This is a genomic window from Janthinobacterium sp. GW822-FHT07A03 (assembly GCF_058798815.1).
Window position 1 is genome coordinate 242668 of the sequence record NZ_JBXAKW010000001.1, and the last position, 23679, is coordinate 266346.

At 62.8% G+C, this 23679-nt stretch carries 14 protein-coding genes and 1 pseudogene; 7 read left to right on the forward strand and 8 right to left on the reverse strand.

Annotation, left to right across the window (positions count from 1 at the left end; translation table 11 throughout):
* Positions 1–24: 24 nt before the first annotated feature.
* From AC1RJW_RS01115 to AC1RJW_RS01135, 5 genes and pseudogenes are all read left to right on the forward strand, one after another.
* Positions 25–1167, forward strand: a pseudogene (locus AC1RJW_RS01115) (T6SS effector phospholipase Tle3 domain-containing protein); the annotation flags it as partial.
* A gap of 747 nt (positions 1168–1914) precedes the next feature.
* Positions 1915–2271 carry an effector protein Tle3 domain-containing protein gene (locus tag AC1RJW_RS01120; RefSeq protein WP_493044192.1) on the forward strand — a complete coding sequence of 119 codons (357 nt, stop codon included), beginning with the start codon at positions 1915–1917 and terminating at the stop codon, positions 2269–2271.
* Between the two features lie 688 nt (positions 2272–2959).
* Positions 2960–3682: a hypothetical protein gene (locus tag AC1RJW_RS01125; protein WP_493042765.1), complete on the forward strand. Its 723-nt coding sequence runs from the start codon at positions 2960–2962 to the stop codon at positions 3680–3682.
* Positions 3679–4977, forward strand: coding sequence for a hypothetical protein (locus AC1RJW_RS01130; RefSeq protein ID WP_493042767.1), 1299 nt, complete (start codon positions 3679–3681; stop codon positions 4975–4977). The genes AC1RJW_RS01125 and AC1RJW_RS01130 overlap by 4 nt, the downstream gene beginning before the upstream one ends.
* 28 nt (positions 4978–5005) lie before the next feature.
* Positions 5006–5269, forward strand: coding sequence for a PAAR domain-containing protein (locus AC1RJW_RS01135; protein ID WP_322428405.1), 264 nt, complete (start codon positions 5006–5008; stop codon positions 5267–5269).
* On the opposite strand, the gene AC1RJW_RS01140 is transcribed toward AC1RJW_RS01135, so the two are convergent.
* From AC1RJW_RS01140 to AC1RJW_RS01165, 6 genes are all read right to left on the reverse strand, one after another.
* Complete coding sequence (locus AC1RJW_RS01140) at positions 5266–6588, reverse strand: aspartate aminotransferase family protein (protein ID WP_493042770.1); 1323 nt, start codon at positions 6586–6588, stop codon at positions 5266–5268. The two genes, AC1RJW_RS01135 and AC1RJW_RS01140, sit on opposite strands and share 4 nt — an antisense overlap.
* Positions 6589–6671: 83 nt before the next feature.
* Entirely contained in the window at positions 6672–7559 is an 888-nt protein-coding gene (locus AC1RJW_RS01145; protein WP_493042772.1) for a MurR/RpiR family transcriptional regulator, read from the reverse strand.
* A 45-nt stretch (positions 7560–7604) separates the two neighbouring features.
* The gene (locus tag AC1RJW_RS01150; RefSeq protein WP_493042773.1) at positions 7605–7889 is read right to left on the reverse strand and encodes a hypothetical protein; all 285 of its coding nucleotides are present in this window, start codon (positions 7887–7889) and stop codon (positions 7605–7607) included.
* Positions 7890–8058: 169 nt separating this feature from the next.
* Positions 8059–10725 carry a TonB-dependent receptor gene (locus AC1RJW_RS01155; protein WP_493042775.1) on the reverse strand — a complete coding sequence of 889 codons (2667 nt, stop codon included), beginning with the start codon at positions 10723–10725 and terminating at the stop codon, positions 8059–8061.
* A 281-nt stretch (positions 10726–11006) separates the two neighbouring features.
* On the reverse strand, positions 11007–13577 hold the full coding sequence (gene cphA / locus AC1RJW_RS01160) for a cyanophycin synthetase (RefSeq protein WP_493042778.1): 2571 nt from the start codon (positions 13575–13577) through the stop codon (positions 11007–11009).
* Between the two features lie 57 nt (positions 13578–13634).
* Positions 13635–15812, reverse strand: a complete 2178-nt coding sequence (locus AC1RJW_RS01165) for a cyanophycin synthetase (protein ID WP_493042780.1) — start codon at positions 15810–15812, stop codon at positions 13635–13637.
* Positions 15813–16279: 467 nt separating this feature from the next.
* On the opposite strand from AC1RJW_RS01165, the gene AC1RJW_RS01170 reads away from it, so the two are divergent.
* Entirely contained in the window at positions 16280–18550 is a 2271-nt protein-coding gene (locus AC1RJW_RS01170) for a cyanophycin metabolism-associated ABC transporter (RefSeq protein ID WP_166449740.1), read from the forward strand.
* A 2-nt stretch (positions 18551–18552) separates the two neighbouring features.
* Positions 18553–19023 carry a cyanophycin metabolism-associated DUF1854 family protein gene (locus tag AC1RJW_RS01175; protein WP_493042782.1) on the forward strand — a complete coding sequence of 157 codons (471 nt, stop codon included), beginning with the start codon at positions 18553–18555 and terminating at the stop codon, positions 19021–19023.
* A 135-nt stretch (positions 19024–19158) separates the two neighbouring features.
* Here AC1RJW_RS01175 and AC1RJW_RS01180 read toward each other — a convergent pair whose 3' ends face one another.
* Complete coding sequence (locus AC1RJW_RS01180; protein WP_493042784.1) at positions 19159–21681, reverse strand: TonB-dependent receptor; 2523 nt, start codon at positions 21679–21681, stop codon at positions 19159–19161.
* Positions 21682–22116: 435 nt separating this feature from the next.
* Positions 22117–23631 carry an AMP nucleosidase gene (locus tag AC1RJW_RS01185; RefSeq protein ID WP_070221052.1) on the reverse strand — a complete coding sequence of 505 codons (1515 nt, stop codon included), beginning with the start codon at positions 23629–23631 and terminating at the stop codon, positions 22117–22119.
* Positions 23632–23679: the final 48 nt, after the last annotated feature.

Genomic DNA, 23679 nt, shown 5'->3' on the forward strand with positions numbered 1-23679 from the left:
ACCCCCGTCACTGGAGAGCACACCATGCTGTTCGATCCCCATCCGCCGCTGTGCGACGACCCCGATATCGACATCCTCGGTCAGTTTTCCTGCAGCGCCAATTTCCAGAGCAGCGACCGCGACACGCTGCAGCAACTGCCGCTGCCCGGCATCGTGATCTTCGTGCACGGCGTCAATTCCGATGGCGAGTGGTATGCGGCGGCCGAAGAAGGCCTGTGCAAGGGCCTCAACGAGCGCCTCAAGCGTTCCTGCCATCACCTGTAGCACCGTGGCGTGGAGGGCGGCGAACTGAAGCCGGTCAGCTATGGCGCCGAAATCACGGCCGAAGGCTTTCTCCATCCCGAGATGTCGGCCGATACCTTGATCCGCGATGCCGGCACGTTTTCTCCCGTGATCCGCTTTCGCTGGGGCTACAAGGCTTCCGGCGAGGAACTGCAGCAATACGGCAAGGGCATCTACCTGAACGAAGACAATTACTGGGGTGGCGGGCCGTTTGCCAATGGCTGCAGCGCGCTGGCCGACCTGTGGAAGGACGGGCTGAGCGAGGGTTTATTCTTGTGGAACAAGATCCAGCACATGAATCCTTTCCCGGAACGGCAAGTGTACAGCTGCCCGCCGCGAGCGTATTTCGTGCTGGCCGCCTACCGCCTGGCCAGGTTGGTCGAAGCCATCCGCCAGCAGCAGGCCGACGTGCCCGTCACCATCGTGTGCCACAGCCAGGGCACGATGGTGGCGATGGCGGCGGCCTTTCTGGGCACCCGTCTGCCCAAGGTGGATGGCGTTCCCTGCGTGGCCGACAACTATGTCATTTGCAATTCGCCGTACAGCCTGGCGAAACGCAATAGCGCCGAGAACTGGGTGGCCGGCAATCTGCGCGCGGCGGACGGCAGCACGGGCAGGGTGACGGTGCAGGCGCGCATCGCCACCTTGAAAAACTTCTTTGCCATCATCGGCCAGCGCGCCAGCCTGGGCGAGGCGCAGACGGACGAGGAAATCGACCGCTGCATGGCTAACCTGGAACACGGCTTTTCCGCCGCCCAAGATCGTGAACAATACGGGATCGCCGGCGCCGCCCGGGGCGGCAAGAAATCATCGTATGGCAGGGTGACCATCTATTGCAATCCGCACGACGTGGTGGTGTCGTCCGTCGCCATCGAGGGTATCGGCTGGCGCGGCCTGTCGGGTTCGCTGGCCAAGGACAGCAAGGATGGCGGCGAGCTCGCTGCCACCGAGGCCGCAGGCGTCTGCGTGCAGCGCGTGTTTGCCCAGGGGTTTGAGGTGGGCAAGCAGGGCAGTTATCACTACTGGAGCGATCACTGGCGCAAGCCTGCGCCGGGCGGCAACGATTTCTGGTTTCCGGCACAGAAATACGCGTCGTACTCCATTAAACAGGGCGTGGAGGCCAGCCAGGGCTCCTTTTCCACCATCCTGACGGTCGGGTTTGCGCCCTTGTTTATCGTGGCAACGGGCCTGGCTCAAAGGCCTTGCAATGCCTCGCCCCACAAAGACTGGAAAATCGAACTGAACGCCCCCGACCTGCTGCCGCCCTTCAAGCCGCAGTCCTTGCGCTTTGGCCAGACCAGCGAGGAATTCGACGAAGGCTACGAGCCCCCCGGCGAATCGCGCCAGGCTGGCAAGCAGCGCGCGCCCGGCGACGATTACCTTGCTAATCATGAGATTCCGCCCGGCGGCCTGCAGGGGCAGGCTGGGAAAAACGAAGCCAAACGCATGGACAGCGCCAGGGGCACGGCCGATGACGAGGCGCGCCTGCGATTCGAGCAGCGCGCGGTGATACGCGCGCAAGCCGTACGGGAAGGGAAAAGCCCCGAGGGTAAAAAAGTGCTACAGGAAATGCCCAACGCCACGCCCGAAGCCGAGTACCTGCAATGGCGCAGCACGCGGGTAGAGGAAATGATGGCCAGTCAGGCCGGCGCCTATGCCACTGACCATTCCACCATCCTGACCAACCCCATGCACGCAGAGCGGGCGCTTGCGTATGACGTGGCGGTGGGCGTCTGCCGCATCAAGCCGGACCAGTTGCGCAGGTTGAGGGTGGCGGCGGATTGGCGGTTGTTGAGGGCACTAAATAATACTGAATCCGCTAAATTGTTCGAAGAATATTTTAATGATGGGAAATTGCATGGTTTGACCATTACTCAATGGTCTCAGCAGACTGGTGGAGAAGGAAATCTTCCTGTATCCATAGTTGACGTGAGAGAGAACCCTGCTCTTGATTCTCGTCCTAATTCCGGTGAGCGAGCATTTTTATAAAGAGAAATCACATTTCATATAAATTCCTAAATATTAAGTAAATATTTATCTTGTTGGAGATCATGTCATGGCTAGATCTATATTGTTATCTATACTCGGTGCGTTTTTGATTGTTTTAGTTTTGTCAGCTTGCGCCCGTTTACGTACATCGGCAAACATAGTGACTCCTGTCGTTCCTATTGATGGATCTTTAGTGCAGAGACCATTTCTGGCTCAGGTAGTCGGGTTGCAATGGTTAAATCCTTTGCATCGTAGAGACTATCCCACTGAATGGCAGCTACTTTGGACCCTTGGCCTGGCACGGCCTAATCCGAACGATGATATGGTAAAAGAAAAACCTGAAAAATATTCTAAGTTGCAGAGTATTGCCTCCATTGCTATAGGTAATGAAGGCTCTGAAACTTTCGATGGATACCATGAAAAATACATTAATGAGTTAATGAACTTGTACCATGATGTGTATTACTCCGACTCGGAATATTTTTATAACGTTCATTCAGCCGAGGACAAATCACGCTGGCGAGAGTTGGCTGGTATTCATATCGAATATGCCCTGCCAGAAGGTAAGCTCGATCCGGTCGAAACGATAGCATTTGTGCGCAAAAGAGTTGCAAGGACTTTTAGCATTGGCAACATCCACTCACCCACCCTCTGGACCCGCTCCACCCCGCCCGACGTCCGCGTCACCATGGGCGGCCCCAACGCCGGTTTCACTTCACTTTCCGCCGCGCTCGACTATCTGCAAACCCACCCCAAGGAAACCGTCTGGGCCATGAATTGGGATGCGCCCAGCCGTCCCCTGGACCGGCAGATCAACGAGAACCTCGTGCTGCTGGTGCTGGCCGGTCCCGACTACAAGACGGAGCGGGCGCCACTGGCGTGGCTCGGCTATCCGAGTGCCAAGAAGGTTGCCGATTTTGAAGTCAAAAAGGGCGAACCGCCGCGACTGGTGCAGGCGTGGACGGCGGCCATCGAGGAGGCGGCAGCGAAGGCGAACAGACCGGATACTGACATCGGCTATCTCATCCACGATGCCGGCAATACGCACCAAGATTCGTCCGCGCGGCTCGGTGCGCTGGCGCAGACGCTTACCGTGCAATTGCCGGAATTCGATCTGCTGAAGCAAAGTTTCAATCTGACGGCCGTGCTGGGCGAGACGGGCGCGGGTACTGCCCTGACGAACGTGGCGCTGGGCATCGCTTACGCGCACCATTTCGGCAAGCCCGTGCTGGTGGCCGGCACCAGCGACCTGTCCGCCCCCGTGGCGCTGGTGGTGGCGCCGCCCGCCGTCGTGCGACCGATCCAGCCCGGCAAGCCGTGGTTCCGCGCGTGCAGCGGCAACCATGCGTATTTGCCCTGGTGGGGTTTGCGCCACGATGCGCCCGAGTATTACCAGGGGTTTTCGCAATGAGGGCGCTGATCGCGGTTCTCATGTCGCTTTTGCTTGGCGCGTGCGCGACGCCGCCATTACCGGAGGCAACGGTGCCGCGCAGCGGTCTGTTTATGGCGCAGGTGGTTGGGCTGCAATGGCTGAATCCTTTGCAGCGTCGGGATTATCCCACGCAATGGCAATTGCTGTGGACTATGGGACTGGTGCAACCAAATCCTGCCGACGATATGGTCAAGGAAAACCCTATCAAGTATTCTAGTTTGCAGGCTGTTTCACCTGTCGTCGCTGGAAATGAAGGTCAGGAAACGTTTCGTGGTTATCATCGGAAGTACATTCGTGAAGTTATGAATTTATTCCGTAGCCCGTATTTTTCAGATCCTGAGTATTTCTACAATGTCCACTCAGCCAAGGACAGGTCGCGCTGGCGTGAGTTGGCCGGCATCCACGTTGAGTATGCGATTCCTGAAGGAAAACTTGATCTTGCGGATGCGACGAATTTTGTGCGCGAGTACATTGGTGATATCTTTGATATCGGCAACCCAAACTTCCCCACCCTCTGGACCCGCTCCACCCCACCCGACGTCCGCCTCACCATGGGCGGCCCCAACGCAGGTTTTACTTCACTTTCCGCCGCACTCGATTATCTGCAAACCCATCCCAAGGAAACCGTCTGGGCCATGAACTGGGATGCGCCCAGCCGGCCGCTGGACCGGCAGACCAATGAGAATCTCGTGCTGCTGGTGCTGGCCGGCCCCGACTACAAGACGGAGCGGGCGCCACTGGCGTGGCTCGGCTATCCAAGCAGCAAGGCTGTGGCTGATTTTGAAGTCAAAAAGGGCGAGCCGCCGCGCCTGGTGCAGGCGTGGACGGCGGCCATCGAGGATGCCGCAGGCAAGGCCCATCAAGCGGAGACCGGGATCGGTTACGTCATCCACGACGCCGGCAATACGCACCCGGATTCGTCCGCGCGGCTCGGCGCGCTGGCGCAGACGCTCACCGTGCAATTGCCGGAATTCGATCTGCTGAAGCAAAGCTTCAATCTGACGGCCGTGCTGGGCGAGACGGGTGCGGGCACGGCGCTGACGAACGTGGCGCTGGGCATCGCCTACGCGCACCATTTCGGCAAGCCCGTGCTGGTGGCCGGCACCAGCGACCTGCTTGCCCCCGTGGCGCTGGTGGTGGCGCCGCCTGCCGTCGTGCGGCCGATCCAGCCCGGTAAGCCCTGGTTCCGCGCGCGCGGCGGCAATCATGCGTATTTGCCTTGGTGGGGCTTGCGCCACGATGCGCCCGAGTATTACCAGGGGTTTTCGCAATGAAGCGTTTTACCTATTCAAGGAGAAGAGCATGCGTGGCGTGATCCGCTTGAACGACCCCACCAGCCACGGCGGCAAGGTGGTGGGGGCGGCGCCGAACAGCACGGTGCTGGGCGTGGCCGTGGCGCGCAAGGGCGACCCTTGCGTCTGTCCGATCAAGGGCCATGTGCGCTGCGTGATCGCCGAGGGCGATCCGCAGGTGCTGATCGATGGCGTGCCCGTGGCCTTCGAGGGGCACAAGACCAGCTGCGGCGCCAGCCTGATGTCCACCGTGGGCAACAGCGGGCGCGGTTAGTGCGTGCAGGCGTCGATGGCCGTGCCCAGCTTGTCGACGATTTCCTCGACGTGGCTGGCATCGATGATGTAAGGCGGCGCCAGCAGGATGTGGTCGCCGTGCAGACCGTCGATGGTGCCGCCCATGGGGTAACACATCAGTCCATTCTGCATGGCTTGCGCCTTGATGCGCGCGTGCAGGCGGCGGGCCGGGTCGAACGGCTGCTTGCTGGCGCGCTCCCGCACCAGTTCCAGGCCCAGGAACAGGCCGCGGCCGCGGATGTTGCCCACGTGCGGGTGCTCGCCGAAGCGCTGGCGCAGCCGCTCCTGCAGCAAGCTGCCCATGGCGCGCACATTGGCCAATAAATCGCGCTCCTCGATCTGCCGCTGCACGGCCAGGGCGGCGGCGCAGGCCGTGGCGTGGCCGATATACGTGTGGCCGTGCTGGAAGAAGCCCGTGCCGGTGCGGATGGTCTCGCGGATGTCCTTCGACACCATCACGGCGCCGATGGGCTGGTAGCCGGCGCCCAGGCCCTTGGCGATGCAGATCAGGTCGGCCGTGATGCCTTCCTGCTCGCAGGCGAACAGGCTGCCCGTGCGCCCCATGCCGCACATGACTTCGTCGAGGATCAGGAGGATGCCGTGGCGCTGGCAGATGGCGCGCATGCGCGCAAAATAGCCGGCGACGGCGGGCAGGGCGCCGGCCGTGGCGCCGACGACGGGCTCGGCGATGAAGGCCATGACGTTCTCCGCGCCCAGTGCGGCGATATTGTCTTCCAGTTCCTGGCTCAGGCGCGCCACGTAGTCGGCATCCGTTTCATGCGCCTGCTGGTCGCGCCAGGCGTAGCAGGGCGACACGTGGGTCACGCCAATGAGAAGCGGCTCGAACTGCTGGCGGCGCCAGGCGTTGCCGCCCGTGGCCAGCGCGCCCAGGGTGTTGCCGTGATAGCTCTGGCGGCGGGCGATGACGTGGCGCCGCTGCGGCTGGCCCCGCTCGACGAAATACTGGCGCGCCAGCTTGAGTGCGCTTTCCACCGCTTCCGAGCCGCCGGAGACGAAATACACGCTGTCGATGCCGGCTGGCGCCCGCGCGACGAGGAAATCGGCCAGCCGCTCCATCGGCTCGCTGGTGAAAAACGAGCTGTGCGCGTATGCCATCGTGGCAATCTGCCGCTGCACGGCGGTGGTCACGGCCGCATCCGAATGGCCGAGGCAAGAGACGGCCGCGCCGCCGCAGGCGTCCAGGTAGCGCTTGCCGTCGGCGTCGATCAGGTAAGGCCCATCGCCGCCCGTGGCGACAGGATAGGTGGCGGTCAGGCTGCGGTGGAAGACATGGCTCATGGCATCGCTTTCTTATCGGCAAAGGGGGAATGGCCGATTATAGGAGGCGTTGCGCCGTATTGCAACGATTGATGTATTTTGTTTTAATTTACATCATTCGATGTTTTTGCATAGGCGCCCAGCGCCCGCAGCTGGCTTTCGGCTGCGCCGATGGCGTGCACGGCGTCTGGTCCCGCGCGCGCCACCAGCAGTTCCACCAGGCTTTCCACGGCCGCGACGCCGGCCACGATGGAAGGGAAGAACGAGGGGCTGTCGACGGCGATGACGATGCTGGCGTCGGCTTGCAGGGCCAGCGGCGACATGGCGCTGTCGCTGATGGCGACCACCTGGCAGCCGGCCTGGCGCGCCGCCTGCGCCACCAGCAGTGCTTCGCTCGAATACGGCGCGAAGCTGACGACGACGACGGCCTCCCCGGCCTGCAGGGCGCGCAAGTCCATTTCCAGGGTGCCGCCCTGGCCGCTCAGCAGCTGCACGCTGGGGCGCAGCAGCCGGTACAGATAATGCAGGGTGTAGGCGATCGGGTGGGCGGCGCGAAAGCCGGCCACGTGCACGCGGGGCGCCGCCTGCAGCAGGCTGGCGGCCGCGTCCAGGGCGGCGTGGTTGGCGCTTTCCGTGGCGGCCAGGTTGCGCTGCTGCACCGCGAACACTTCGGTGACGAGGTTCCCGTCCTTGCCGGCCAGCGCGCCCGCCTTTGCCGCATAGCCGGCGGGTCCCGCGCGCAGGCGTTCGACGAAGATGGCTTTCAGTTCCGGCCAGCCGGCAAAGCCCAGTTGCTGCGCCAGGCGCACCAGGGCGGCCGATTGCACCTGCGCGCGCGCGGCGATGCTGCGCATCGATGACACAGCCACTTCGTCCGGATGGTCGGCCAGGTAGCGGGCACCGGCCTGGAATTGCGGGCTCAGCTCCGCATGGCGCGCCTTGATCAGGTCCATCAGTGCCGCATAGGAGTCGTGGGGTGTCGCTGCCTGCATCGCCTTGCCTTAAATGAATAGCTTGCGGCGATGGTACAGGATTCGTCAGCGCGCCGGTAGCGGCAACACTTGCGCCAGGGCGGCCGTGCGCGGACGCAGGCGGGCAAACAGGTGCGGCCCGGCCGGTTTGCGGCGCGGTCCCGTCGTCAGCACGCGCAAGGCGGTGGGCAGCGGCACGTCGTGGCAATGCAAAAACAGGGCGGCGGCGCCCGTGCCGGCCATTTCCTGCAAGGCCAGCGCATGTTCGACCAGCGCCGCCGTGCGCATGTCGAGCCGTACGGGGATGTCGGGCTGGAATAACTGTGTATCGATGGGCCGTGCATTGCGCATGTTGTCCCCGCCGGGTTCGCTAGTCAAGCTGCCAGCATAAAAGTGCCCCGGCAGCACCACTTTGCGCCACATCAATTCCTATGTCGGATAGATTCCACAAGGCAAAAAAACGCCAACCGTTGCCGGCTGGCGCTGAAAACTCTCGCAAGGAAGAAAGGGGGGATATGAGTTAGTAGCTCCAGCGGACGGACAAGCCGACGACCTTGTCATAGCGCCGCACATCGCGCACATAGTCCGGCGTGTCGTGGTAGTCGCGGTAGGTCGAGTCGAGCAGGTTGTTCGCGTCCAGCGTCACCGTGGTGTGCGGGTTGAGCTTGTACGAGACCGACGCGTCCAGGGTCTTCGTCGGCGCCACGGTCAGGTGGATGCCCTTGCCGCGGTAGTTGTAGTCGTCGACGTACTTGTCGCGCCAGCTGTAGGCCAGGCGCGCCGACCACGGTCCCTGTTCGTACAGGCCGACGATATTGGCCGACCACTTCGACATGCCTGTGAACGGGTGCGCACTGCCATTGAGTTCTTCCAGTTCGCCCGTCATGTAAGTGGCGTTGGCCTGCAAGCCCAAGCCGCTCATCCAGCCGGGCAGCTTGTCGTAGAACTGCTGGTAGGCCATTTCCATGCCTTGCAGGTGGCCCTTCGAGGTGTTGCGCGGACGCGTGATGTCGTACTCGATGCCGCCGTACGTTTCCTTGGCCGAACCGGACAGGATGTAATTCTTGAAGTTGTGGCGGAACACGGTGGCCGTGACGGAACCCGTCTGGGCGAAATACCATTCCAGCGCCACGTCGAGGTTCTTGCCTTCCACGGGCTTGAGGTCGGGATTGCCGCCGCTGCCCGTCGGGCGCACCATTTCCAGGCTCTGGCCCAGGCTCACGCCGGGGTTGAAGTCGGCGAAGTTCGGGCGCTGCACGGCCTTGCCGGCGGTCAGGCGGGCGATCAGGTCCTGGCGCAGCATGGCTTTCAGGGTCAGGCTGGGCAGCACGTCCGTATCCGACGTCTTCACGCGCACCGGCGTGACGATGCCGTTTTGCGAGGAATTGCCCTGCAAGTCCTGCTTGGTCTGCACCACGCGCACGCCCAGCGTGCCATCGACCGGTACTTGCGCCAGGTCAAAGCCGATGCGCGCCTTGCCGTAGACGGCGTTGGTTTTTTCCACATCCTTGTAATGGGTCATTGGATCGTCCGGGCTGCGTTCGCTGCTGCCCGTAAACAGCTGGCGCAGCACGGCCGTGTTGTTGAGCATGAAGTCGCGGCATGGCGTGAGCCAGCTTTGCAGGCCGAAGTTGCCCGTGTTGTCGTGCGAGGCGCACGCCAGGCCGGGAATCGCGTCCGCATACATGGTCGACGTCAGCCCGCCCTGACCATTTTTTTCGCGGATCGATTCGGCCTTGCGCTTGGCCAGGCGCACGCCGCCCGAGAATTCGCGGAAGAAGCCCGTGCTGTCCATGTCGTAGCTGACGTCGCCGCGCCAGTCGGTGGAGCTGCCTTCGTCGTGGCTATGATTGTCGTAGAAACCGAGCAGCGTGTAGTTCTTCGGATCGAGCATGTTGTAGCCGGGGTAGCTGATCTGCGCGCCGCCGTTGACGTTCGTGCTGCCGATCACGCTGGTCGGGTGGGCGAGGAAGTCGAGGATGGGGAATTCGCGCTCGAAGTTGCTCACCGTGCGCGCCAGCTCCGTGGTGGCGCGCAGCTGCGGCGTGATATCCCAGCGCGCGCCGATGGCGCCTTGCGAGCCGATCGAGCGGTCGCGCCGCGCCTGGGTCGAGCCCAGCGTGAACGGCGACCACGGGCCGTCGATCTTGCCTACCGTGGCAGCCTGATTGGTGCCGGGGATCAGGGTGATGTCCGGATTCTGGCCCCAGGGCAGCGAACCGACGAAGAACTGGCTGTCGAACGCATGCTTGATCAGGGTCGACATGCCTTCCGCATACACTTCCACCTGCGAGTTCGGCCGCCACTGGAAGGCGGTATTTGCCGCGTAGCGCTTGCGGTCGCCCACGGTCGGGATCATGCCGACGGAATCGGGACCGGTGATATTGCCCGCTTCGGGGCGCTTGACGGGTTCGGCGTTCCAGATCGTCTCGTCATAGTATTTGCTGCGCTGGTAGGACAGGCCGAGCAGGGCGCCGAATTCGCCGTATTGGGTCTTCCAGCGGTTCGAGAGCATGCCGCTGACGTTCGGGGCCGTCGAGCCGGACTTGTCGCGGTGCTCGGCGCGCACGTTGCCCGATGCCGTAAAGCCCTTGAAATCGAAGGGACGGTTGGTGCGCACGTCGACCACGCCGGCCGTGCCGCCTTCGACCATGTCGGCCCCCTGCGACTTATATACGTCCACGCGCTGCAGCATGGCCGTCGGAATGTCGGCCAGGTACAGGCTGCGGCCCACCGAGGTAAACATCTCGCGGCCGTTGAGCAGGGTCACCACGCCGGGCAAGCCGCGGATGATGACGGAACCGGCTTCGCCGCCTTCGCGGCGGATCTGCACGCCCGTCACGCGGCCGAGGATTTCGGCCACGTTCTTGTCGGGGAATTTGCCGATTTCATCGGCGACGATGGAATCGACCACCTGGTCGTTGTTCTTCTTGATCGTCTGCGCGCTTTGCGCTGCCCGGCGCACGCCCGTGACGGCCACCACGGCGATGCCGCTGTCGGCTGGCGTCGCCGCCGGCGCTGTTTCTGCCACTTCTGCCGCTGGTGTTTCTGGGGCGGGCGCCTGCTGCGCCCGGACGGAAGCGCTGCTCAGGAGGCCTGCGCCGGCCAGCGCGGCCACCGTGGCCTTCAAGGTCAGCCGTGTGTTGTGCCGGGACGTGCGGGTACCCGTTGCCATCGATTGCTTCATCTTGTCTCCACCTGTATTTTAGTTATGTTGAGAACGCTGCGGCAGTCGCCGCCAGAGCTGGAACTTGCTCAGAAACATGGTAGGTGGGAATGACTTTGCCCCACAAATGACTTCTTTTGCGAAGTCAATATCAATTCCGGTATCCCTGCTGCATTCATGCGCCCTGGCGGCGCACCCAGGCATCGCTGTTCGCTGCCGATGACATGCGCGCCGGTGCGCCGGCAGCGCAGGGGCGAAAAAAAAGGCGGCCCGCAGGCCGCCCTTGTGCGCAGTTGGCGCGCTTACGCTTCGGCGACGCGCTTGGCGATGTGCGCCAGCGCTTCTTCCACCTGGTCGATCAGGATCAGGCACAGATCGCCTTCACCGAGGCGCGCCAGGGCCTTGTCGATGGCGACGAATTCGCCGTTGATTTCATCGATATGGCTGGTGCGCTTGGCGCCGTCCAGGCCCTGGCGCAGCAATGCCACCACTTCGCCGTCGGCGCGGCCGCGCTGGCACTGATCCTGGTACAGCAGCACGTCGTCGAAGGCGGCGCCGAGGATTTCCGTCTGCTGGCGGATGTCTTCGTCGCGGCGGTCGCCGGCGCCGCTGATGACCACCGAGCGGCGCTTGGCCGGCATGCTTTCCACGGCCTGCACCAGCGCCAGGATGGCGTCCGGATTGTGGCCGTAGTCGGCGATCAGGGTGGCGCCACGATAATCGAACACGTTGAAGCGGCCCGGCGCGTTGTCGGCTTCATTGGCAAAGGTTTTCAGGCCCAGCGCGATGGTTTTCCAGTCCAGGCCCACGGCCCAGGCGGCGGCCAGCGAAGCCATGACGTTGTCGACCTGGAAGCCGATGGCGCCGTTGCGCGTGATCGGCACCTGCGACAGGGCGATTTCGTGGCGTTCCTTGCCCTGCGCCGCGACCAGCTTGCCGTCTTCCACGTACACCACGCGGTTGCCTTGTGCGCGGTGCGTGGCCATCACGGGGTGCGTCTTGTCGGCGGCGAAGAAGGTCACCGTGCCGCTGCAATTCTTGGCCATGCGGGCCACGGCCGGGTCGGTGGCGTTCAGCACGGCCACGCCGCTGTCGGCCACATTCTGCACGATCACGCGTTTCAATACCGCCAGGTCTTCCACGGTGGTGATGTAGTTCAGGCCCAGGTGGTCGCCCGCGCCGATGTTGGTGACCACGGCGACCTGGCAGCGGTCGAAGGCCAGGCCTTCGCGCAGCATGCCGCCGCGCGCCGTCTCGAACACGGCCGCGTCGACGTCCGGGTGCAGCAGCACGTTGCGCGCGCTGCGCGGGCCGCTGCAGTCGCCGCTGTCGATCTGGCGTCCTTCGATGTACACGCCATCCGTGTTCGTCATGCCGGTGCGCAGGCCGGAAGCCGTCAGCAGGTGGGCGATCAGGCGCACGGTGGTGGTCTTGCCGTTGGTGCCGGTGACGGCAACGACGGGAATGCGGCCATCGTCGCCCTCGGCGAACATGGCGGCGATGATGGCTTCGCCCACGGGACGCGGCTTGCCGAACGAGGGCGCCAGGTGCATGCGCAGGCCCGGCGCGGCGTTCACTTCGACGATGCCGGCGTTCTGCTCTTCCAGCGGTTTCAGGATGCTGTCGGACACCACGTCCACGCCGCAGATATCGAGGCCCACCATGTGCGCGGCGGCGACGGCGCGCGCCGCCACTTCCGGGTGCACGTCGACGGTGACGTCGGTGGCCGAGCCGCCCGTCGACAGGTTGGCGTTATTGCGCAAGATCACGCGCTGGCCCACGGGCGGCACCGATTCGGCCACGTAGCCCTGCTTGGCCAGGCTGGCCAGGGCGATGTCGTCGAAGCGGATTTTCGTCAGCGAGGTGGCGTGGCCGCTGCCGCGGCGCGGGTCCAGGTTGACCTGATCGACCAGTTCGCGCACCGTGTGCTGGCCGTCGCCCACCACTTGCGGCGGGTCGCGGCGGGCGGCTGCCACCATCTTGTTGCCGATGACGAGCAAGCGGAAATCGTGGCCCGGCAGATAGCGCTCGACGAGGATGTCGTCGCGGAATTCCTGCGCCGCGATGAAGCCGGCCGTCAGCTGTTCGCGCGTGGTGACGTTGACGGTGACGCCCTTGCCCTGGTTGCCATCCTTCGGTTTGACGACGACGGGCACGCCGATTTCGCAGGCGGCGGCCCAGGCGTCGTCCACGTCGATGGCGACACGGCCTTGTGGCACGGGCACGCCGGCCGAGTCGAGCAGTTTTTTCGTCAGTTCCTTGTCCTGCGCGATGGCTTCGGCGATGGCGCTGGTGCCGTCCATTTCGGCGGCCTGGATCTTGCGCTGTTTGCTGCCCCAGCCGAACGTCACCAGGCTGCCTTCGGTCAGGCGGCGGAACGGGATGTTGCGGGCCACGGCGGCGTTGACGATGGCGCCCGTCGAAGGACCCAGGCGCACGTCCTCATCGAGTTCCTGCAACTGGTGCAGGGCACCGGCCAGGTCGAACGGTGCGTCGTCGAGTGCGGCGCGGCACAGCTGCTGTGCCAGTTCCAGGGCCAGGCGGCCGACGGCTTCTTCCGAGTACTCGACGACGACCTGGAAGATGCCCGTTTCCAGGGTCGGCGTGGTGCGGCTGAAGGTGACGGGGCAGCCGGCTTGCGCCTGCAGGCCCAGCGCCGCCAGTTCCAGCACCTGCGCCATCGGCGCGGCGTTGTAATTGCCCAGCGGTTGCAGCGGGCTCAGTTGCGGAAAGCGCGCGCGCAGGCGGGCTTCGAAGCCGGGCAGCTGGGCGATGTCGAGTTCCTGCGTGGTGCAGGAAACAATGGCTTCCACGGCGGTGTCGTGGCTCCAGAGGTTAGGGCCCCGCAAGGCCCGTACGCGAGATACTTCCATAATTAAACCGTAATCCTGTTGTGTTCTTGTGGGCCCGGCCGTAGCCGGGCTTGAGTCTTAATTCCCGATGCAGCCAGGGGCCGCGTCGAAGGTGCGCAAACCGGCGCAAATCAGATCGACGGGCAAGTTCATGGCCCAGGCGGCGGCCGCGACGGCCAGCACGCTGTCGACATTGCCGGCGGTGGCCGGTTTCAGCAGGTCCAGGCACAGCAAGACCGTTTCGATGCCGCCTTCGGCCAGCACGATGTGGTTGCCGCGCACGAACACGGCGCGCTGGCCGGCGGCCAGTTGCGCCGCGAGGGCGGGCAGGCTGCCATCCTGCGCATACAGGGTCACCGTGCCATCGCACAGTTCGGCCAGTTCCAGCACGTGCGCGTTGGCGGCGTTGAGCACGGCCACGCCGGTCGGCACGACCACGTCGACCTGGCTGCGCACGGCCTTGTACAGGCCCGCTTCGTCCAGCACGTCGAAATCCTTGACGCTATCGAGGCTGCCCATGTCCGTGACGATGCCGACCTGGCACTTGTCGTAGGCCAGGCCTTCGGCCAGGATCATGCGCGGATTGCTCTCGAACAGGGCCGTCTGCACGGTGCGGTTGAGCAGCAGGCGCTGGCCCGCATCCCAGTTCACGCAATCGTTGCTGACGACGCGGCGCTGGTCCAGGTACATGCCTTCGCTGCAGACGGCGCCCGTGTGCAGGCCCGACAGGTTGAGCAGCTTGCACAGCATGCGCACGATCAGGCTGGCGCCGCGCGTGCCCGTCACGCCGATCAGCGGAATGCGGCCCGTTTCCTCGGCGGCGAACAGGTGGTCGACGATGGCCGCGCCGACAGGGCGGGGCTGGCCCACGCCCGGCTTGATGTGCGCCAGCAGGCCGGGGCTGGCATTGACTTCGATGATGGCGCCGCGCTGCTCTTCCAGCGGACGCGTGATGTCGGTGGTGACCAGGTCGATGCCGGCGATATCGAGGCCGACCACGCGCGCGGCCAGCAGGGCCGCATGCACGACGGACGGGTGGACGTCGTCCGTGACGTCGATGGCCACGTTGCCGTTCGGCTGGATCAGCACTTTCTGGCCCGCCTGCGGCACGGACAGGGCGGTCATGCCCTGGCGCTGCAGTTCCAGCACGATTTCGCCCGATTCATGCGGCTTGACGGTGCCCAGCGGGAAATCTTCGCCTTCGCCGCGGCGTGGATCGATATTGATCTGCGTGTTCACCAGTTCCAGCACGGTCGACACGCCGTCGCCGTCGACCCACAGCGATTCGCCCTTGGCGGCCGCGATCAGCTTGTTGCCGACCACGAGCAGACGGTGCTCGTCGCCCGTGATGAAGCTTTCCACCAGCACGGCCGAGCTGTCGCCCTTGCGCGCGGCCAGTTCGTAGGCGGCCTTGACGTCCGCTTCCGTCATCAGGTTCAGCGACACGCCGCGGCCATGGTTGCCGTCATACGGCTTGACGACGACGGGCACGCCGATGTCCTGCGCTTCTTCCCAGGCCGCTTCGGCGCTGCGCACCAGGCTGCCTTCGGGCACGCGCACGCCGCACGATTTGAGCAGGAATTTCGTCAGGTCCTTGTCGCTGGCGATGCCTTCGGCGATCGCGCTGGTGCGGTCTGTTTCGGCCGTCCAGATGCGGCGCTGCGCGGCGCCGTGGCCCAGTTGCACCAGGTTGCCGTCGTTCAGGCGCAAGGAAGGGATGCGGCGCTCGGTGGCGGCATCGACGATGCTGGCCGTGCTCGGGCCCAGGCAGCGCGAGTCGACCATGTCGCGCAGCGGCGCCAGGGCCGCTTCCAGGTCATAGGCTTCATTGTTGATGGCGGCCATCAGCAATTCGCGCGCGGCGGCCAGGGCGGCGCGGCCCACGTGCTCTTCGCGCGTGCGGAAGGCCATCTTGTAGACGCCGCGCTGGCTGGTCGAGCGCGTCTGGCCGAAGCCCGTGCGCATGCCGGCCAGGTTTTGCAGCTCCAGCACCACGTGTTCGAGGATGTGGGCCGACCACGTGCCTTCGCGCAGGCGCTCGAAAAAGCCGCCCCGTTCGCCCACGCCGCAGCGGTGCTCGATCATGCCGGGCAGCCACGCCACCAGGCGCTCGTACAGGCCGGGCAGGGTATTCGATGGATAGTCTTCCAGTTCGCCGATGTCGACCCAGGCTTCAATCACCGGGCGGTAAGTCCAGATGTTGGGGCCGCGCAAGTGGGTGACGCGGACGAATTCGATGTTCTTCTTCTTGATCATGTAAGTGGTTTCTTGATAACAAGCCAGGCGTCTGGGCGCCAGATACTTTATGTTGGCTTTACAGAGTCTTTTCAGGCTCGTGCTTGGTTCTTTATCCCGGGTATGCGCAGTGTGCCACTTTTAGCGGCCTCTTGTCGCGTTTGCTTCTCGTATTCTGCTGGTGTTGTCATTCTAATTGTTACTAATTGTTGCCATACTTGTTATAAAGTTACCGACTCCGGGCCAAGCTGGAGCATTTGCGCAACAGCGGGCTGTTGTATACTTGCCTCGGTACCATGGCCGCGCATTTTTTTGCTCCGTTTTGCCATCATTCCTTACCGGCAGGCATCCATTCGATACAATACAGGAAATTGCCACTGGTGCATCTACCTCGCCATCGCGCAGTACACAAACATTGATCGGGCGTCTGCCCCATCCCCCAAATCCCGCCCTGAAGGGCTTGGCCTCGAGCCGGAGTATGCTTTACGATGACAACTGAACTGAGTGTTCCTGCAACAACTATTCCCCTCACCTCGCTGCCGGAACACTGGCTGGCGGAAGTGGAGAGCAACCTTTCTCCAGGGGAGAACGTTTTAAGTAGCGTTGAGGTTGACCTCGATGCGCGATTACGTTTCACAAAAGGCATAATTGTTGTCACCGAGAAGCGTTTACTGGCCCGTTCTCCGGGCGATACCACCTGGAAAAGTTGGTCTTTCCGCCACGGACTGCGCCTGACGCACCATGACCACGCCGGTGTCGGCCACCTGGAACTGTTCGACGACCACGGCCGCCTGGCCTCGTGGCGCTTTACTTTGGGCCAGAACCTGCATGCGATCCGCGTGCTGGAACAGTTCGTCGAGCGCCTCGACAGCCACCTGACGGGCCAGCCCGTGCTGGAAGCGGAGCAGGAAGTGTGTCCCAGCTGCAAGGCACCATTGGAGCCGGAACAGGAAGAGTGCCCGATCTGCGCCAAGGTGCTGCATACGCCGCCATCGACCTGGACCCTGTTCCGCCTGTGGCGCTTCGCGCACCCTTACCGTGGCCAGCTGGCCCTGGGCTTCATGCTGATGCTGCTCTCCACGGCCGCGCACATGATTCCGCCCTATCTGACGGCGCCGCTGATGGACAATGTGCTGATTCCATATCAAAATGGCAAGCATATCGACCCGTGGCTGGTGGTGTACTACATGAGCGGCTTGCTCGGTTCGGCCCTGCTGGCCTGGCTGCTGGGCTGGGGCAAGACCTATGTGCTGGCCCTGGTGTCCGAACGCATGGGCGCCGACTTGCGCTCGGCCACGTATGAACACCTGATGAAGCTGTCGCTGGAATTCTTTGGCGGCAAGCGCACGGGCGACCTGATGGCGCGCATCGGCAGCGGCAGCGACCGCATCTGCGTCTTCCTCTCGCTGCATTTGCTCGATTTCGCCTCCGATGTGTTGATGATTATCATGACGGGCGTCATTTTGTGGTCGATGAACCCCTGGCTGGCCATCATGACCCTGGCGCCGCTGCCCTTCATCGCCTGGATGATCCACCTAGTGCGCGACCGTTTGCGCACGGGCTTTGAAAAGATCGACCGCGTGTGGAGCGAAGTGACCAACGTGCTGGCCGATACCATCCCCGGCATTCGTGTAGTAAAAGCGTTTGCGCAGGAAAAGCGCGAAGCGGCCCGCTTCCGCGACGCCAACGCGCACAACCTGGCCGTCAACGACAAGCTCAATAAAGTCTGGTCGCTGTTCTCGCCCACGGTTTCCTTCCTGACGGAGATGGGCTTGCTGGTCATCTGGTGCTTCGGCATCTGGCAGCTGTCGCGCGGCGAAATCACCGTCGGCGTGCTGACCGCCTTCATCGCCTACAGCACGCGTTTCTATGGCCGCCTCGACTCGATGAGCCGCATCGTCTCCGTGACGCAGAAATCGGCATCGGCCGCCAAGCGCATCTTCGACATCCTCGACCACGTGTCGAGCGTGCCAGAACCGGCGCAGCCCGTGAAACTGGACAAGATCGAGGGTCGCATTGACCTGCGCGAAGTCGGCTTCCGCTATGGCAACCGCGCCGTCAACCGCGGCATCACCCTGAACATCAAGGCCGGCGAGATGATCGGCCTGGTGGGCCACAGCGGTTCGGGCAAGAGCACCTTGGTCAACCTGATCTGCCGCTTCTATGACGTGTCGGAAGGGGCGATTCTGCTCGATGGCGTCGACATCCGTTCGTTCGCCGTGTCCGATTACCGCCGCAATATCGGCCTGGTGCTGCAGGAGCCGTTCCTGTTCTTCGGCACCATCGCGGAAAATATCGCCTACGGCAAGCCGCACGCGACGCGCCAGGAGATCATCGCCGCCGCGCGCGCCGCGCATGCCCACGAATTCATCCTGCGCCTGCCGCAAGGCTACGATTCGATGGTGGGCGAGCGTGGCCAGGGGCTGTCCGGCGGCGAACGCCAGCGCATCTCGATCGCCCGCGCCCTGCTGATCGATCCGCGCATCCTGATCATGGATGAAGCCACGTCGTCGGTGGACTCGGAAACGGAAAAAGAGATCCAGAAGGCGCTCGACAACCTGGTGCAGGGCCGCACGACGATCGCCATCGCGCACAGGCTGTCGACCCTGCACCGGGCCGACCGCCTGGTGGTGCTGGACCGGGGCCAGGTCGTCGAAGTGGGCAGTCACGATGAACTGATGGCGAAAGAGGGCGCCTATTTCCGCCTCTACGAAGCACAGGCGCGCAACAACGAACTCGCCCTGGATGACAAGGAATAAGCATGGCCAGTACAACTTTTACATTAAGCCGCGACCCCTTCGGCAAGCTGGTGATGACGGACGCGGACGGCCAGGTCTTTGAAGGCGTGGCGCCCGTGCGCGCCTTCCCCATCCAGTCGCCGGACGAAGGCATTTCGCTGGTGCTTGGCAACGGCAAGGAAGTGGCGTGGATCGACCGCCTCGACGCCATGCCGGAGCCGGCGCGCAGCCTGCTGCAGGAAGAGCTGGAAGGGCGCGAATTCATGCCCGAGATCGCGCGCGTGAAAAGCGTCTCCAGTTTCGCCACGCCGTGCACCTGGTACGTGGACACGGACCGCGGCGAGACGCAGTTCGTGCTGAAAGGCGAGGAAGACATCCGCCGCATCGGCGCTGCATCGCTGCTGATCGCCGACAACCACGGCATCCACTTTTTGATCCGCGACATGTTCAACATCGACAAGACGACGCGCAAGATACTCGACCGCTTCCTGTAGGCGCTTGCCTGTCTTGAAAACCGCTGCCTGCAGCGGTTTTTTTTCGTCTGCCGGAAATGAAAAAAGCCGCATAAGAATGCGGCTTTCGAGGGCAACGCCGGCAACCCGTTTCAGGCTGCCGGCGATTGCGCTGCATTACATGAACTTGTAGCCTGCGCCGATGTAGAAGTAGCGGCCGCGCACGTTGTACAGCTGGGCAAAGCCCAGGGTGCCGTACTGGTTGCCCGCGCCCATCGCGCTAAACGGCGGCATCTTGTCGAACAGGTTCTTGATGCCGGCCGTGAAGGTCAGGTTTTGCATCGCCACGTACTGGCCCGTCAGATCCACTTCCGTATGCGAAGGAATCGTGCGGGTGCCCGGCTTGATTTCTTCGCGGCGCTTGTCCGAGTCGATCATGTCGCCCGTCGTGCGGATGACCAGGGAGCCGGACATATTGTCCTTTTCCAGGCTCGCCGTGAACGTATTGCGGTACTTCGGATTCATGAACGTCTTCAGCGTGCTTTGCACCGGATCGGTTTCCGTATCCTGCGTTTCCATGCGGGTGTAGACGGTGGACGCATTGCGGATCGTGAATTTGCCGAACATCGTTTGCGGCGAGGTGTAACGCAGGTCCGTATCGAAACCGCGCACTTCGGTGGTAGCCAGGTTCTGGTTGTTCAGCAGGATGCGCGCGTCGCCATTCTTGATTTCCACGTTGCCGCGCTCGATCGCCTTGGTTTCCGTCAGGGTGCCGATCTCGTTCTTCTTGTCGATCTTGAAGTAGTCGATGCTGACCGTCAGCGAGTTCACTGGCGAGAACACCATGCCCAGATTGTAGGTCTTGCCTGTTTCAGGTTTCAAGTCCTTGTTGGACCCGGAGACCTGGTAGTAGGAGAAGTTGGTGCAATTGCCGGAAATCGAAGGGAAGGCATTGCAGATTTCCTTGTCGTTCGTCGTATAGGCACCCGCATCGACACCGCCATACATCTGTTTCAGCGATGGCGCCAGGTAGCTGCCCGCATACGAACCGCGGAACATCAGGTTGTTCAGCGGCTGGTAGCGCAAGGCCAGTTTCGGGCTAGTCTTGCTGCCGACATTCGAGATGTCGTCATAGCGCAAGGCGACCTGCGCTTCGACGTTTTTCAGGAAGGGAATCGACAGTTCGCCGAAGATGCCCTTGGAATTGCGGTCCGCCTTCACGGAGGCTTGCTGGATGCTGCCGAAGACCAGGCCATCGATCTGGTTCTGGTCGGGCTGGTCGCTCAGCGTTTCCTTGTTGTACGACACGCCGACGGCGTAGGCCAGCGAACCGCCAGCCAAGTCCATGATCGGCGCCGATGCCTTGGCGTTGAAGAAGGTCAGTTCCGACTTGCCGGCGCGCGTAGGCGTGAGGCGAATCTTGTCGACGGCGGCCTGCGGGTTGTCGGTACGGGTCGGGTCGATCGAACCATTCTCGATCGCTTCGTTGAACAGGTCGTAATGTGCGTAGTTCGAATCGCGGTTGGTGGCCTTGCTCACGCCCTTGCCGATGGCGACGTCCCAGTCGATGCCGCGCGTCGTGCCTTCCAGGCCCGTCGAGAACTGGGTCATCGTGCCCTTGCGGTTGGTCTTGCGCGGCCCCATTTGCATGAAGCGGCCGGAAACGGTCTTGCCCTTGACCACGAAGTTGCCAGGTGCGGCCTGGGCCTCGAAGTCATCCTTGCTTTCGGAATACGTAAATTCCGCAAACGCGCGGATGCTGTCGCTGATTTTCAGGCTGCCGATCAACATGCCGCTGACGCGGTCGGCGCCGTTGGTGGAGGTCAGCAAGGTCTTGTTGACGTCGAAACGGCAGGAGCCGTCGCTCAAATCGTCCGGTGGGCATGGCACCAGAGTGCCGCCGCCGGCGATATTGCCGCTAGGATGGAAGCCGCTGCGGCCATCCGGACCGCCAAAGCGGCGGAAGTCGGCCGAACGGGTCAGCTCGCGGTCCTTGCGGTAGATCGGATCGCGCTTGAACACGTCGACCGTGGCCAGCACGTTGAAGCCCTGGGTGTCATAGTCGCCAAAACCGTACACGAGGTTGGCGGTCTTTTCCTTGGCATCCGAGCGCGAGCTTTGGCCATAGCTGGCTTTCGCTTCCAGGCCCTGGTAGTTCTTTTTGGTGATGAAGTTCATCACGCCGGCAACCGCATCGGCGCCATAAATGGCCGAACCGCCATCCTTCAGGATTTCGATGCGTTCCAGCGCGCTCAGCGGGATGGCGTTGACGTCGACCGCGGCACCCGCGCCCGAACCATCTGCCAGAGCATTGGTCGGCAGGCGGCGGCCATTCAGGAGGATCAGCACGTTGCGTTCGCTCAAGCCGCGCATCTTGATGTTGGTGGTGCCGGAACCGGAAGGCGAGTTGGCGCTCAGTTCACCCTGGTCATTGATGTCGATGGAGGCCAGGTTGCGCACCAGTTCGGCGACGCTGGTGGCGCCCGTGCGCTCGATATCTTTCTTGCTGTAAATTTCCACCGGCGCAGCGGTTTCGGCGTCCACGCGCTTGATGGCGGAACCGGTGACGACCACGCGCTGCAATTTCTCGTCAGCCTTGGCTTCCTGTGCCTGGGCGGCCTGGTGCATGAAACCGGCGCCCATCATCAAGGTGCCCGCAAACATCATGCGCAAGGATTTGCTTAATTTCTTTTCGATCATTGTCTATCCTCCAACTAGGAAACTTTAGTTTCCTTAGGGTTTTTATTTAGTTATTTGAAATTATTTTCAAAATGACCATGTTTACAAATTTAGTATTTTAAATTTGCAATTCATCAGACCATTTTTTGATCTGGACTGTCAAGAACTGCCGGGTATTTGTGCATGCGCAGCGGACAAGCCAGAATGAACGTGGATGAATTTTATTTATGGCTGGCAGGAAAGCATTAAATTTCAATTGTTAAATAAATTAAATTTGCCATTAGGTAAAATGATCGTTGAAAGTTCGGTGTTCGGCTGATGCCTGTCTAGACAGCTGTTGTTTTTTGGTAACGATATTTGTGCCGTATACGGCGGGGCCGCGGCATTGCCTGGACTGGTTGCCAGGCAAAAAAAAGCCGCCCGGGGAGGGCGGCTGGCGTGGGGCGGCGGCACAGCTTACTGGAACGCCACCTCGGCAAAACTGCGTAATTTGCGGCTGTGCAGCCGGTCCACGCCCTGGCGGCGCAGCAGTTCCACGGCGCGGATACCGATGCGCAGATGCTGGTCGACCCGTTCGCGGTAGAAGTGGTTCGCCATGCCGGGCAGCTTGATTTCGCCGTGCAGCGGCTTGTCGCTGACGCACAGCAGGGTGCCGTACGGGACGCGGAAACGGAAGCCGTTGGCGGCGATCGTGGCGCTTTCCATGTCCAGCGCAATGGCGCGGCTCTGGCTGAAGCGGCGCTCCGGCGTGCGCTGCGGCAGCAGTTCCCAGTTGCGGTTGTCCGTGCTGGCCACGGTCCCCGTGCGCATGATGTGTTTCAGGTCATGCCCCGTGAGCTGGGTGATCTCCGCCACGGCCGTTTGCAGCGCCTGCTGGATTTCGGCCAGCGGCGGGATCGGCACCCACAGCGGCAAATCTTCGTCGAGCACGTGGTCTTCGCGCACATACGCATGCGCCAGCACGTAGTCGCCCAGGCTTTGCGTGGTGCGCAGGCCCGCGCAATGACCGAGCATCAGCCAGGCATGCGGGCGCAGTACGGCGATATGGTCGGTGATGGTCTTGGCGTTGGCAGGTCCCACGCCGATATTGACCATGGTGATGCCGCTGCCGTCCGCGCGCAGCAGGTGGTAGGCGGGCATCTGCGGCAGGCGCGGCGGGGCGGCGCCCAGCGCGTCTTCGCTTTCCACCGTCTGGCCGACCCGGCGCGTGACCACGTTGCCCGGTTCGACAAAGGCGACGTAACCGTCGTCGTCCGACGGCGCGGCGGCGTCGGGCGCGCGGTCCATCATGGCGTGGCCCAGGCGGATGAATTCGTCGATGTAGAACTGATAATTGGTGAACAGGACGAAGTTCTGGAAGTGCTGCGGCGAAGTGCCGCTGTAGTGGCGCAGGCGCTGCAGCGAATAATCGACGCGCGGTCCCGTGAACAGCGACAGCGGCTGCGCTTCGCCGTGCGCCGGTTCGTGCGTGCCATTGGCGATGCCGTCATCCATGGCCGACAGGTCGGGCAGGTCGAACAGGTCGCGCATGGCCAGGCGGCGGCCTGCATCCATATTGCCTTCGATATGGTCATGCTCGGCGAACGAGAAATGCACGGGGATGGGCTGGGCGCTCACGCCCACTTCCAGGTGCACCTTCTGGCCGCTGTTATGGTTTTTCAGCAGCAGCGTGAACTGGTCCAGGTAATAGTCGCCGAACAGGTCGGGTCGGGTCAGCGTGGTTTCAAACACGCCGGGGCCGGCGACAAAGCCGTAGGCCAGCGGCGAATCGGCGCGCGCCACGGTGTCGGTCTGGATGCGCACGAAGGGGTAGCAGGCGCGCACCCGTTCGTGCATGTCTTCGCCGGCGACAAAGCGCTGCAGCGCGTCGCGCAAGTGTTCGATGCTGCTGCGGTAAATGGCTTGCACCTGTTCCAGCGCCAGGCGTGGATCGTCGAAGCGGGAGGAGGCGATGAAGGGGGGCGTAAGCAAGCGGATTCTCCTTGTAGCGGTTCGTGCATACCATTGTAAGGCAGCAAG

Excerpts from the sequence above, each read along its gene's own strand:
- AC1RJW_RS01150 (WP_493042773.1), bottom strand. The coding sequence starts at position 7,889 with ATGCGCAATGCACGGCCCATCGATACACAGTTATTCCAGCCCGACATC.
- cphA (WP_493042778.1), bottom strand. The coding sequence starts at position 13,577 with ATGGAAGTATCTCGCGTACGGGCCTTGCGGGGCCCTAACCTCTGGAGC.
- AC1RJW_RS01140 (WP_493042770.1), bottom strand. The coding sequence starts at position 6,588 with ATGAGCCATGTCTTCCACCGCAGCCTGACCGCCACCTATCCTGTCGCC.
- AC1RJW_RS01135 (WP_322428405.1), top strand. The coding sequence starts at position 5,006 with ATGCGTGGCGTGATCCGCTTGAACGACCCCACCAGCCACGGCGGCAAG.
- AC1RJW_RS01145 (WP_493042772.1), bottom strand. The coding sequence starts at position 7,559 with ATGCAGGCAGCGACACCCCACGACTCCTATGCGGCACTGATGGACCTG.
- AC1RJW_RS01155 (WP_493042775.1), bottom strand. The coding sequence starts at position 10,725 with ATGAAGCAATCGATGGCAACGGGTACCCGCACGTCCCGGCACAACACA.
- AC1RJW_RS01120 (WP_493044192.1), top strand. The coding sequence starts at position 1,915 with ATGGCCAGTCAGGCCGGCGCCTATGCCACTGACCATTCCACCATCCTG.
- AC1RJW_RS01165 (WP_493042780.1), bottom strand. The coding sequence starts at position 15,812 with ATGATCAAGAAGAAGAACATCGAATTCGTCCGCGTCACCCACTTGCGC.
- AC1RJW_RS01130 (WP_493042767.1), top strand. The coding sequence starts at position 3,679 with ATGAGGGCGCTGATCGCGGTTCTCATGTCGCTTTTGCTTGGCGCGTGC.
- AC1RJW_RS01180 (WP_493042784.1), bottom strand. The coding sequence starts at position 21,681 with ATGATCGAAAAGAAATTAAGCAAATCCTTGCGCATGATGTTTGCGGGC.
- AC1RJW_RS01125 (WP_493042765.1), top strand. The coding sequence starts at position 2,960 with ATGGGCGGCCCCAACGCCGGTTTCACTTCACTTTCCGCCGCGCTCGAC.
- AC1RJW_RS01170 (WP_166449740.1), top strand. The coding sequence starts at position 16,280 with ATGACAACTGAACTGAGTGTTCCTGCAACAACTATTCCCCTCACCTCG.
- AC1RJW_RS01175 (WP_493042782.1), top strand. The coding sequence starts at position 18,553 with ATGGCCAGTACAACTTTTACATTAAGCCGCGACCCCTTCGGCAAGCTG.